We start from the raw sequence: 12,120 nt of genomic DNA, 5'->3' as shown, positions 1-12,120 counted from the left end.
AGTCCCGCGGACGGGAATCTGCAGCCGCATCACATCGCGGCCGGGCCGGAGGGGGCGCACATGCCGGTCGACCCGCCCCGTCACCGGCCGCAGGGCCGGCTATTCGGCCGCCTCCGCATCCGACTTCGCGCCCGCTGATTCCGATGCGGCCGCCTCCGGCGCCGGTTCGCTCGAGGCGGCCAGCGCATTGCGCGGCACCGGCTGGCCGTCATAGCTGTCGAGGCCGAGCGCCAGCGCCAGGCACGCGAGTTCCACCGTTTTCGGGATCTCGACCGTCTTCCCGTCGCGGTTGCCCTTCTCGTAGTACTGGATCACACGCTTCTTCAGGCCCAGCTTCTCGGCCGCGTCTTTCTGCTTCCAGCCGAGCGACTTGCGCCAGGCGCGAAAACTTTCGGGCGTCATATCCACTCCCTGCACATGCATTTCGCGGCGGGCCGCCGCGCCGCGGTCCAACAGGCGGACCGCGCTTGCCGATGGCTTTTCCAGACCTTCGTTAGCCAGGCAAGAGTTGCACAGCCGTGCAGGTGAAATAGGCGTCGCCGGCGGCTCGCCGGGCCCGGAGCGCGTCGATCCGGCGGGCGGGCCCGTCCGCTGCCGTTGTGAGCAGGGGACAGTAGAACACGCTGAAGGCAGGCGTGCCCGTGGCGCGCCGGGCGCCGGACTCAGGCGGCCTTGCGCTTGCTCTCGTCGATCAGATCGAAAAAGCGCTGGAAGAGGTAGTGCGAGTCCTGCGGCCCGGGCGACGCTTCGGGGTGGTGCTGCACCGAGAAGACCGGCGCATCCTTCACCCGCAGCCCGCAGTTGGAGCCGTCGAACAGCGAGACGTGGGTCTCCTCCACGCCGTCCGGCAGCGAATTGGCCGCTACGGCGAAGCCATGGTTCATCGACACGATCTCGACCTTGCCGGTGGTGAAGTCCTTCACCGGGTGGTTCGCGCCATGATGGCCCTGGTGCATCTTCTGCGTCTCGCCGCCGAGCGCGAGGGCCAGCATCTGATGACCGAGGCAGATGCCGAACATCGGCACGCCGGTTTCGAGCAAGGCCCGGATCGTCGGCACGGCGTATTCGCCGGTCGCCGCCGGATCACCGGGGCCGTTCGACAGGAAGACCCCGTCCGGCTGGTGGGCAAGAATCTCCTCGGCGCTCGCCGTCGGCGGCACCACGACGACCCGCGCGCCGAGGCCGGCCATCAGCCGCAGGATGTTGCGCTTGGTGCCGTAGTCGACGGCGACCACGGTATAGCGCGGATTGCCGGCCTTGCCGTACCCGGCGTTCCACGCCCAGGGCCGCTCGTCCCACTCGGTCACGTCCTGACCCGCCGCGTCCTTGGCGAGATCGAGGCCGACGATGCCGGGCCAGGCCTTGGCGCGCGCCTTCAGGGCTTCCACGTCGAAGACGCCGTCCTCGGCATGGGCGATCACCGCATTCGGCATGCCGTTCTCGCGGATGTGCACGGTCAGCGCTCGCGTGTCGATGCCGCACAGCGCGATGACGCCGCGCGCCTTCAGCCAGTCGTTCAGTCCGCCGGCCGCGCGGTAGTTTGAGTGCTCCGAGATGTCGGCCTTGAAGATCGCGCCGACCGCGCCCGTGGACTTCTCCGGAAGGAGGTCTTCCAGGTCCTCGGCATTGGCGCCGACATTGCCGATATGAGGAAAGGTGAAGGTGACGATCTGCCGGGCGTAGGAGGGATCGGTGAGGATCTCCTGGTAGCCGGTGAGGGCGGTGTTGAAGCAGACCTCGCCCTCGATCGCGCCGGTGGCGCCGAGACCCTGGCCCTCGATCACCGTGCCGTCGGCCAGCACCAGGAGCGCCGTCGGTTTGCGGGTCGTCCAAGCTTGGGTCATCTCGTCACCTGTCGTCGTCGTGCGGGGCCGTGCGCGTGCCACCGGTCGCGTGATGGTGATATCGCGGCGCCGGCCGGCCGGCGCAAGTGGCTTGCGTGTGAATGAGCGAACCCTTACATGGCCGGCTCGTTGCGCTGCAAGAGGGCGCATCGCGGAGATCACCGTCGCCTCGTCCGGCAGCATCAGGGCTTGCTCCAGGGTGAAGGCGTGCAAGCCGGCCGATTTCCAGCGATCGAAATTACAGCTAGTCTGATGTGCGCAGTCGTCCGGTCGCCGCAGGGTGTCGGACGGCTCGGCATTGCGGGAAGCACGACATGCGCGAAGTACTCGCGGACGCATTGAGTGAGGCGAGCAAGGGCGAGGACAGGTGCCGGCTCTCGATGCTCCGCCTGATCCACGCCGCCATCAAGGACCGCGATCTCGCCAATCGCAGCGCCGGGCGCGATCCGCTCGGCGAGGACGAGATCCTGCAGGTCCTCTTCAAGATGATCGCACAGCGCAAGGAGTCCGCAGCCGCCTACGAGGCGGAGGGGCGCAGCGAACTTGCGGCCGAGGAGCGGGACGAGATCGAGGTGATCCGCAGCTTCCTGCCGCCGCAGCTCGATGCCGGCGAGGTGGAGGCGGCCTGTCGTCAGGTGGTCGAGGACACCGACGCCAAGGGCCTGCGCGACGTCGGCCGCTGCATCAACGCCCTGAAGGAGCGCTATCCCGGCCAGATGGACTTCGGCAAGGCCAGCACCGTGGTGAAGACGCTCCTGACGTGATCCTGCGCGGCCGCCAGCATTGAAGACGCCGATGGTGTTCGCATTGCAGGGGGTGAGGGGGCGAGCGCACGACGCGACGCCGGGCGAAGCTGCGCCTTCCGCCGCGTAACCCGTTTCTCAGAACAGGAACGCCCAGATCAGTGGCAGCAGAATCGCCGTCACGAGAGCGTTCAGCCCCATCGCCAGTCCCGCGAAGGCGCCGCCGGCCTCCGACTCGCCGAGCGCGCGCGCGGTGCCCAGACCGTGCGCGGCGGTGCCGAGGCCGAAGCCGCGCGCCCGCTCGTCGGTGACGCCGGCCAGCGTCAGCACGACCGGGCCGACGGTGGCGCCGAGAACGCCGGTGATGAGCACGAAGGCGGCGGCGAGCGAAGGCAGACCGCCGAGCTTCTCCACGATGCCCATCGCGACCGGCGTCGTCACCGACTTCGGCGCAAGGCTCGTCAGCACCTCGTGGTCGGCGCCGAGGAGCTCGGCGCAGGTGAGCGTCGTGGCGATGCCGGTCAGCGATCCGGCGACGACGCCGACGGCGATCGCCAGGGCCCGCCGGCGGATGCGATCCCACTGGCGATAGAGCGGCACCGCGAGCGCCACCGTCGCCGGGCCGAGCAGGAAGTGGATGAACTTCGCGCCCTCGAAGTAGGTGTCGTAGGTCGTGCCGGTCGCCACGAGAACGCCGACGACGATCGCGAGCGAGACGATCAGCGGATGCAGGACCGCGAGCTGCCCGCTGCGCCGGTAGACGGCGAGGGCGACGAGATAGGCCGCGAGGGTGAGCGTCAGCGCCAGCAGCGGACTGGCGGCGAGGTAGGCCCAGATGTCGCCGAGCCCGGCGAGAGGTTCGCTCACGGCTGCGCCTCCACCGCGGCATCGGCGGGTGGCTTGCGGCTGCCGCGGGTCAGCGCCTGCAGCGTCCAGCCGGCGGCGATCATGGTGGCGAAGGTGGAGACGACGATTGCGGCGAGGATGACCACGATGTCCTTCTCGATCCGGCCGACATGCACCATGACGCCGACGCTCGCCGGCACGAAGAGCAGCGTCAGATGCGAGAGAAGACTCGAGGAGGCTCGCTCCAGCGCCTCCGGCACCGCACTGCGCAGGACCAGGAAGGCAAAGAGGAACACCATGCCGAGCACCGGTCCCGGCAGCGGCAGGCCGAGCGCTGCGGCGATCGACTCGCCGGCGAGCTGGCAGGCGAAGATGGCGGTGACGGCGGCGAGCATGGCGTGTCATCCGGTCTGCAAGGGGGGAGAAGCGGGGGCCGAGCTTAAAGCGGATCGGCGGCCGGCTGGTATGCGCGCGGCGCAGGGCAGGGTCGCGGCGCTCCGGGCCGTGACGCGGTGGCTGTGCGGCACTGTGGAAAACCGCTTTTCGGATCGCCGGCTTGCGCGCCGTGCTAGAGAGGCCCGATGAAGTTCCCGCCGACCTTTCTCGACGACATCCGCCAGCGGGTTCCGATCTCCGAGGTGATCGGCCGGCGCGTGACCTTCGACCGGCGCAAGTCGCAGCCCGCGCGCGGCGACTTCTGGGCCTGCTGCCCCTTCCATTCGGAAAAGTCGCCCTCCTTCCACTGCGAGGACGCCAAGGGCCGCTACCACTGTTTCGGCTGCGGCGTCTCGGGCGACCACTTCCGTTTCCTCACCGAGGCGGAGGGCCTGTCCTTTCCCGAGGCGGTGGAACGGCTCGCAGCGGACGCGGGGCTGGCGATGCCGGCGCGCGACCCGGATGCGGAGCGGCGCGAGAAGCAGCGTGCCACGGTGATGGACGCGCTGCGGCTCGCCGCCGAGTTCTTCCAGGCGCAGCTGCAGGAAGCGGACGGCTCGAAGGCGCGCGCCTATCTGCGCGACCGTGGTCTCAACCCGGCGACCCAGAAGGCGTTCGGGATGGGATTTGCGCCCGACAGCCGCAACCGGCTGAAGGAGTTTCTCGCCGGAAGGGGCGTCGGCAAGGCCGAGATGGAGGCGGCCGGCCTCGTCGTGCACGGGCCGGACATTCCGGTGTCCTACGACCGCTTCCGCGACCGGGTGATGTTCCCGATCCGCGACCTTCACGACAAGGCGATCGCCTTCGGCGGCCGCGCGCTGCAGCCGGGCGTGCCGGCGAAATACCTGAACTCGCCGGAGACGGAGGTCTTCAGCAAGGGCTCCACCCTCTTCAACCTCGCCAACGCGCGCCGCGCCGCGAAGGCGGCCGGCACGCTGCTCGTCGTCGAGGGCTACATGGACGTCATCGCGCTGGCGCAGGCGGGCTTCGGCCATGCCGTCGCCCCGCTCGGCACCGCGCTGACGGAGCGCCAGCTCGAGCTTCTCTGGCGCAGCACCGGGGAGCCGGTGCTCTGCTTCGACGGCGATGCCGCCGGCACGAAGGCGGCCTATCGCGCCGCCGAGATCGCTCTGCGGAAGCTCGCCCCCGGCCGCTCGCTGCGCTTTGCGCTGCTGCCGGGCGGGCAGGATCCGGACGATCTCGTGCGCGCCGGAGGGCCCGACGCCTTCGCGGCGGTCCTGCAGGCGGCGCGACCGCTCGCCGACCTCCTGTGGATGCGCGAGACGGCGAGCGGCGTCTTCGACACGCCGGAGCGTCGCGCCGACCTCGAACGCCGCCTCAAGGATCTGGTGCGGCAGGTGGGCGACGAGAGCGTGCGCCGCCACTACCTGCAGGATGTCGAGGAGCGACTGCGCGGCTTCTTCGGCACCGGACCGTCCGAGCCGCGCCGGCGTGGCGATGGCGGAGAGCGCGGTGAGCGCGGCCGCTTCAACGGGGGAGGGCGGCCACGCGGCGGCGCAGCGGGACGGCGTGCGATGGCCTCCGACCGGCTTGTCCGCTCGCCGTTGATGCAGCGGGGCGGAGCGGGTGCGCCCTCGCTGCGCGAGACCGCCATCGTGATCGGCTTCATCAACCATCCGACGCTGTTCGACGAAGCCTTCGATTACTTCGCCGACGTCGAGCTCCCGCACGGCGAGCTCGACCAGCTGCGCTCGCTGGTGTTGGACATCTACGCCGACAGCCATCCGGCCGACCGCGACGAACTGCTCGAGACGCTTGAACGGCGCGGCGGCGGCACCATCTTCGAGAAAATGGAAGCCAAGGTCCGCCTGGTTCGGCTCTGGCCGTTCCTGCCGGAGGCCGCGCCCGAGGACGCCCGCGAGGCCGTGCGTCAGGCGCTTCACTTGCATCACCGCTTCCTCGCCCTACATAGGGAACTCCGAATGGCGGAAGAGGCGCTGGGACAGGATCCGACCGAAGCCGTCTATGCCCACATGATCGAGGTCAAACGCGAGATCGAAAGTCTGAGCGGCATGGAAGCTCTGGTGGACGGTTTCGGAGTTCTCTCGGGTCGGCCGGCAAAGTCGATTTGAGCGCCCGTGGCCGGCTCAACTGAGCACTGAGCAAGCCTCGGGTAGGCTTCCGGATGTATACTATTTCCGCCGATGAGGGCTTGACTCGCCGTTCGGATATACCAAACACCACAAACCGAGAGTCTCGCGGGTCCAGAATGGCGTTGCCTTCGATCCTCGACGAGCGCGGTCGCGATAAACCCGTTCGGCTGAACCGACCCTATTATGGTTAAGCGGACGTTTACAGGTCTCGGGGTATGTCCGGCAGGTGGCGATTCGCGCCGGACGATCGTCGGTCGCAACGACCGGCACCCGGCGTGAACTGGAGAAGACACAGTATGGCGACAAAGGCCAACGAAAGCGAAGCGGCTGTCGAGGAGCGTCCGGAGACGCCCGACAGCCCTCTGCTCGACCTGTCCGACGATGCCGTCAAGAAGATGATCAAGGCCGCCAAGAAGCGCGGCTTCGTGACGATGGACACGCTGAACTCGGTGCTGACGGCCGACGAGCTGACCTCCGAGCAGATCGAAGACACGATGGCCATGCTCAACGACATGGGCATCAACGTCGTCGAGGAGGGCGAAGAGGACGACTCCCAGTCGGACGACTCGGAGGAGTCGTCCTCGACCGACGTCGCGGAGATCGGCGGGACCGCGGTCCAGACGACGACCAAGAAGGAAGCGACCGACCGCACCGACGATCCGGTGCGCATGTATCTGCGCGAGATGGGCTCGGTCGAGCTTCTCTCCCGCGAGGGCGAGATCGCGATCGCCAAGCGGATCGAGGCTGGCCGCGAGACGATGATCGCGGGGCTGTGCGAGAGCCCGCTGACCTTCCAGGCGATCATCATCTGGCGCGACGAGCTCAACGAAGGCAACATCATGCTGCGCGAGGTCGTCGACCTCGAGGCGACCTATGCCGGTCCGGAGGCGAAGGCGCCGCCGGCCGCCGAGGGGGGTGAAGCCCAGCCGGAAGCGGCGGCCGCTCCGGCCAATGGTGCCGCGCCGGCGCGGGAGAACGGCGAACTTCCGGCCGAGGAAGAGGACGACGAGGACGATTTCGAGAACGCGCTGTCGCTGGCGGCGATGGAGGCCGAGATCCGTCCGCAGGTGATGGCCACCTTCGACCTCATCGCCGACGCCTACAAGCGGCTGCGCAAGCTGCAGGATCAGCAGGTGGAGAACCGCCTCGCGGCACAAGGCACCCTGTCGCCGAGCCAGGAGCGCTCCTACCGCAAGCTGAAGGACGACCTCATCACCGCGGTGAAGAGCCTGTCGCTCAACCAGAACCGCATCGACGCGCTGGTGGCCCAGCTCTACGACATCAACAAGCGGCTGGTGACCAACGAGGGCAAGCTCCTGCGTCTCGCCGAGAGCTATGGCGTCAAGCGCGAGGAGTTCCTCAAGAGCTACCAGGGCTCCGAGCTCGACCCGAACTGGACCCGGCACATCGCCAACCTTTCGGGCAAGGGCTGGCTGAAGTTCGTCCAGAGCGAGAAGGACGGCATCAAGAACCTGCGCGGCGAGATCCAGAGTCTCGCTACCGAGACGGGCCTGGAGATCACCGAATTCCGGCGCATCGTCTCGATGGTGCAGAAGGGCGAACGCGAGGCGCGGATCGCCAAGAAGGAGATGGTGGAGGCGAACCTGCGCCTCGTGATCTCCATCGCCAAGAAGTACACCAATCGCGGGCTGCAGTTCCTGGACCTCATCCAGGAGGGCAACATCGGCCTGATGAAGGCGGTGGACAAGTTCGAGTACCGCCGCGGCTACAAGTTCTCGACCTACGCCACCTGGTGGATCCGGCAGGCGATCACCCGCTCGATCGCCGACCAGGCCCGCACGATCCGCATCCCGGTGCACATGATCGAGACGATCAACAAGATCGTGCGGACCTCGCGCCAGATGCTGCACGAGATCGGCCGCGAGCCGACCCCCGAAGAGCTGGCCGAGAAGCTGGCGATGCCGCTTGAAAAGGTCCGCAAGGTCCTCAAGATCGCCAAGGAGCCGATCTCTCTCGAGACGCCGGTCGGCGACGAGGAGGACAGCCATCTCGGCGACTTCATCGAGGACAAGAACGCGGTCCTGCCGATCGATGCGGCGATCCAGGCGAACCTGCGCGAGACGACGACGCGGGTGCTGGCCTCGCTGACGCCGCGCGAGGAGCGCGTGCTGCGCATGCGCTTCGGCATCGGCATGAACACCGATCACACGCTCGAGGAGGTCGGCCAGCAGTTCTCGGTGACGCGCGAGCGTATCCGCCAGATCGAGGCGAAGGCGCTGAGGAAGCTCAAGCATCCGAGCCGCTCGCGCAAGCTGCGGAGCTTCCTCGACAGCTGACCCTCCGCACGACGATGCCGAAGCCGATGAGGCACGGCATCGTCCTGCAGCGGACTTCCGGAGCCGGAAGCCTGCGCGGTTCCGCATTGGGAGGGTCGAGAGGCGACGGGGTCACGGCATGGCCTGCGACTTGAACACCGGCGGGCTGGAGGGGAGCGGCATCCTGGTGCTAGGCTGAGCGCATGAACGCTCCGTTCCGCATGACCCTGGACAAGGCACCGCCGCAGCCGAAGACGACCCAGGCGGCCGAAGGCCTGCGCCGTCGGCCCTTCAGCGTTGCTGAAATTCGGGCGATGGTCGAAGCTGGGATCATGGACGAGGACGAGCGCGTCGAATTGATCGGCGGAGAGCTCGTACCGATGGCGTCCAAAGGCATCCGGCACGAGCGGATGAAGACCTGGGTTATGATGCAACTGGCGACCAAGCTGCCGGCGACCATCGCCTTCACACCGGAAACCACGTTCACCCTGTCGGTCGACACCTTTCTCGAGCCGGATTTCGTGCTTTACGAGAAAGCCCTCGGGCTCGAGCGACTCGACGGCGAAACCTGCCTCCTCGCGATCGAGATCTCCGACACCAGCCTTGCCTACGACCAAGGCCGCAAGGCGAGCCTCTTCTCCGTCTTTGGCGTGCGCGAGCTCTGGGTGATCGACGTCAACGCGATGTCCGTGCGCATCCACCGCGAACCGACGCCGACCGGTTATCGCCTCGTTGCCGACCATGGCGCGGAGGTTCTGGTGCAGCCGATGGCGGCGCAGGACTTCGAACTGCGGCTCGCCGAGTTCGATTGACGCCCCATCTTCCGGCGTCCAACAACCTGACGAGCGCCCATGTCCTTCCTGAAAAAGCTCTTCGGCGGTGGTGATCGCGATCGCCAGACCGCTCCCGAAGCCCGCGCCGCGGCGGGCGAAGTCTACGAGGGCTTCACCATCACGCCGACGCCGATCAAGGACGGCAGCCAGTATCGGCTGGCGGCCGAGATCACCAAGGCGGTCGACGGTGAAGTGCGCAGTCACCGCCTGGTGCGGGCCGACATGTTTCCGACCGAGGACGAGGCCGTGCAGTACGCGCTGCGCAAGGCGCGGCAGGTGATCGACGAACAGGGCGACGCGCTGCTGGCATCCTGAGCCGCGGCTTCGGGTGACAGCGACGGGCAGGGAGAAACCGTTGAGTGATATCGAATTTGCCGTCCGACGCTTCGTCGAGGCCTTCAATGCGAGCGACTGGAGCGGTCTCGCCGGCTTGCTTGCCGAGGACGTCGCCTACGACCCGGCAGGCGGGGAGCGCCTGATCGGCCGGCAGGCGGTGCATGAGCATCTTGCGCTGCAGGCGCGCAAAGGGCGCCGCACCCTCGAGGATCTCGCCGTGTTCCGCACCGAGGATGCGCCGCGGGCCGCGCTTGAATGCACGCTGCGCCTCGATGCAGCGCCGGACGGTGCGCGCACCCGCCGTGCGGCGGCCTTGTTCTTCGACATCGACGACGGTTGGATCAGCCGCATCACCGCCTACGAGCGACCGGCGGGCTGATGAATTCACCATGAACGGCGCCTTCCGTTCCCGTTCAATCGCCTCGCGCTAGAACACGGCACATCACGTCGCCCGAGGGGCGCGGACAGGGGAGGAAGGCCATGATGCGCAGGACGATGACCAGGCTGACGACCGCGATGCTGCTTCTGATGGTCGGCTCGGCCCAGCTGGCGACCGACGCTCTTGCGGAAGGCTCGCCCAAGCCTCTCTCCAACAACGCCCCGGTGATCCGGCCGCCCGCTGCGGCGCCGGCGGACCAGCCGGACGACCGTCGCGACTCACGGGACAATCGGCACGACGACCGTTCGGGCCGCCACGACGATCGGAACGATCGTCGGGACGACCGTGCCGACCGGCACGATGACCGCGACGACCATCGCGACGACAGGGCCGACCGACGCGACGGCAGACGCGACGATCGTCACGAGCGACGCGACGATCGCTGGGATCGTCGCTACGATCGGTATCTCGACCGGATGAGCTGCTCGCCCCGCGAGGCGCTGCGCAAGGCCGACTACATGGGAATGCACCGCCAGCGCCTCGTCGATCAGGATCGGCGCAGCGTGACCGTCGGGGGCGTGCGCCGGGGCCGTTACGCCGAGATCCGCTTCGCCCAGCGCGGGGGCTGCCCGGTGATCAGCGTGCGCGAGCGTCGATAGCGGATCGAGCCGAAGCGGCGATGACCTCCGGGAGCGGGCGGGGTATCGACCGCTCCCGATCGCCTGCTCCGGGGCGACGGTCCACATCGTGTGGCGAGCCCCGGCGCCGCGCCCGCCGTCCGCCCTTGAGGCCCTGTCGCAATTCGGCTACGCGGGAAGAGTGGGGCCTGTAGCTCAATGGTTAGAGCCGGCGGCTCATAACCGCTTGGTTGCAGGTTCGAGTCCTGCCGGGCCCACCAGCTTTGCCCGCTCTTGCACGAGCGCGACCACCGCCGGGCGCGCCCAAGGCATCCCGCACTGCGCGCCGTTGTCGATGCCCCGGTGTCGCGCGCGATGTCGGCCGCAGGCGGGTCATCAGCCTCCCGAGGCGATCGACCGGGGCGGGTTCGATCACCGGGCTTGAGCCCCGCCGCCGCCCCACCCCCTGGAAGGGTCTGCGGACGCGTGAGATCGACAGGCGAAGGCGGCCCAGCGAGAGCGCTGTGCGCGCCAAAGTCTGGTTCATGCAGGCACGAGGGTGAACCGGAAGCAAACGCGCCGCGGTCGACGACAGACGACGCGGCAGCGGTCCGACCGTCGCTGCTCGCGATACGGTCGACAGTGTCGGCCGAATCGCCGCCTCAGGCCTCCGACGGCCGCGCCGCGGCGACGTCGTCCGCCTCCCGCGCGTAGCGGGCGGCGATGAACGAGACGATCAAGAGCTGGAAGAAGTGGAACAGCATGATCGGCAGGATGATCAGGCCGACATCCGGCCGGCCGGCGAAGATCACCGGCGCCAGCGGCACGCCCGTCGCCAGCGACTTCTTGGAGCCGCAGAACTGCACCGCGATCCGGTCTTCACGCGGCAGTCCGAACAGCCGCGTGCCGACCGTCACGAGGGCATAGACGACGAAGAAGAGCAGGATCACGCCGACCGCGATCTCGACCACCACGACGGGATCGTTCTGCGTCCACACGCCTTCAGCCACGGAATCGCAGAAGGCGCCGTAGACGATGGCGAGGATGATCGCCCGGTCGGCGAGCTTGATCCAGCGGCCGTTGCGCTGCGCCCAGCCGGCGAGCCAGCGCCGGCCGATCTGGCCGAGAAGGATCGGCACCAGCACCAGGAGGACGACCTTGGTGATGGTCGGCAGGAGCGGGAAGGGCGCTCCGCTCGACTGGAGATACCAGGCCATCAGCAGCGGGGTGAGGAAGACGCCGAGCAGGCTCGACAGCGTGGCGTTGAAGATCGCGACGGGAATGTTGCCGCGGGCGAGCGACACCATGGCGACGGAGGAGGAGACGGTCGACGGCAGGGCGGCGACGTAGAAGAAGCCGATGATGGCCGCATCCGGCAGCGCCTCCGGCAGGACCGCTTCGATCGCCAGCACCACCAGCGGAAAGACCGCGAAGGTCGTGACGACGATGGCCAGATGCGCCTTCCATCGCCACAGGCCGGCCCGCATGCGCTCGGGCGCCAGCGTCAGCCCGTAGAGGAAGAAGACGCCGCAGACCCCGTAGGTGGTGATCCACTCCCAGTGCAGCAGGCCGCCGGTCTCGCCCGGCGCGGGCCAGGCGAGGGCCAGCAGCACGGCCGCCGCGAGAGCGAGCACGAACGGGTCCAGCTTGGGCAGGCGCATCGGGGTCCTCATGTACACAAAAGCGATTGCGGCGCC

At 68.2% G+C, this 12,120-nt stretch carries 12 protein-coding genes and 1 tRNA gene; 8 read left to right on the top strand and 5 right to left on the bottom strand.

The window, feature by feature from the left end:
- Positions 1-99: 99 nt before the first annotated feature.
- A complete protein-coding gene (locus NPA30_RS18260) occupies positions 100-453 on the bottom strand; it encodes a helix-turn-helix domain-containing protein (protein ID WP_256804236.1) in 354 nt (117 codons plus the stop codon).
- 209 nt (positions 454-662) lie between these two features.
- The gene (carA, locus tag NPA30_RS18255; RefSeq protein WP_256804235.1) at positions 663-1,844 is read right to left on the bottom strand and encodes a glutamine-hydrolyzing carbamoyl-phosphate synthase small subunit; all 1,182 of its coding nucleotides are present in this window, start codon (positions 1,842-1,844) and stop codon (positions 663-665) included.
- Positions 1,845-2,158: 314 nt separating this feature from the next.
- Between carA and NPA30_RS18250 the strand changes: the two genes are divergently transcribed.
- Positions 2,159-2,608 (top strand): GatB/YqeY domain-containing protein, encoded by a 450-nt coding sequence (locus tag NPA30_RS18250; protein WP_256804233.1) that lies wholly within the window; start codon positions 2,159-2,161, stop codon positions 2,606-2,608.
- 117 nt (positions 2,609-2,725) lie between these two features.
- Here NPA30_RS18250 and NPA30_RS18245 read toward each other — a convergent pair whose 3' ends face one another.
- Both NPA30_RS18245 and NPA30_RS18240 read right to left on the bottom strand, forming a co-directional pair.
- Entirely contained in the window at positions 2,726-3,454 is a 729-nt protein-coding gene (locus tag NPA30_RS18245; protein ID WP_256804232.1) for an LrgB family protein, read from the bottom strand.
- Entirely contained in the window at positions 3,451-3,828 is a 378-nt protein-coding gene (locus NPA30_RS18240; RefSeq protein WP_256804231.1) for a CidA/LrgA family protein, read from the bottom strand. The genes NPA30_RS18245 and NPA30_RS18240 overlap by 4 nt, the downstream gene beginning before the upstream one ends.
- 186 nt (positions 3,829-4,014) lie before the next feature.
- On the opposite strand from NPA30_RS18240, the gene dnaG reads away from it, so the two are divergent.
- From dnaG to NPA30_RS18205, 7 genes are all read left to right on the top strand, one after another.
- A complete protein-coding gene (gene dnaG / locus NPA30_RS18235; protein WP_256804230.1) occupies positions 4,015-5,961 on the top strand; it encodes a DNA primase in 1,947 nt (648 codons plus the stop codon).
- Between the two features lie 317 nt (positions 5,962-6,278).
- The gene (rpoD, locus tag NPA30_RS18230; RefSeq protein WP_256804229.1) at positions 6,279-8,279 is read left to right on the top strand and encodes an RNA polymerase sigma factor RpoD; all 2,001 of its coding nucleotides are present in this window, start codon (positions 6,279-6,281) and stop codon (positions 8,277-8,279) included.
- Positions 8,280-8,461: 182 nt separating this feature from the next.
- On the top strand, positions 8,462-9,070 hold the full coding sequence (locus NPA30_RS18225) for a Uma2 family endonuclease (RefSeq protein ID WP_256804228.1): 609 nt from the start codon (positions 8,462-8,464) through the stop codon (positions 9,068-9,070).
- Positions 9,071-9,109: 39 nt separating this feature from the next.
- Positions 9,110-9,406, top strand: a complete 297-nt coding sequence (locus NPA30_RS18220) for an HlyU family transcriptional regulator (RefSeq protein WP_256804227.1) — start codon at positions 9,110-9,112, stop codon at positions 9,404-9,406.
- 40 nt (positions 9,407-9,446) lie between these two features.
- Complete coding sequence (locus NPA30_RS18215; protein WP_256804226.1) at positions 9,447-9,806, top strand: nuclear transport factor 2 family protein; 360 nt, start codon at positions 9,447-9,449, stop codon at positions 9,804-9,806.
- Between the two features lie 101 nt (positions 9,807-9,907).
- The gene (locus NPA30_RS18210; protein WP_256804225.1) at positions 9,908-10,465 is read left to right on the top strand and encodes a hypothetical protein; all 558 of its coding nucleotides are present in this window, start codon (positions 9,908-9,910) and stop codon (positions 10,463-10,465) included.
- Positions 10,466-10,628: 163 nt separating this feature from the next.
- Positions 10,629-10,704, top strand: a tRNA-Ile gene (locus tag NPA30_RS18205).
- Positions 10,705-11,085: 381 nt separating this feature from the next.
- Here NPA30_RS18205 and NPA30_RS18200 read toward each other — a convergent pair.
- Entirely contained in the window at positions 11,086-12,084 is a 999-nt protein-coding gene (locus NPA30_RS18200; protein WP_256804224.1) for a bile acid:sodium symporter family protein, read from the bottom strand.
- Positions 12,085-12,120: the final 36 nt, after the last annotated feature.

The sequence above is a fragment of the Mangrovibrevibacter kandeliae genome (genome assembly GCF_024519155.1).
GTDB classification, from domain to species: Bacteria; Pseudomonadota; Alphaproteobacteria; order Rhizobiales; family Rhizobiaceae; genus Mangrovibrevibacter; species Mangrovibrevibacter kandeliae.
This window is presented reverse-complemented; position numbering and strand designations above follow the sequence as displayed.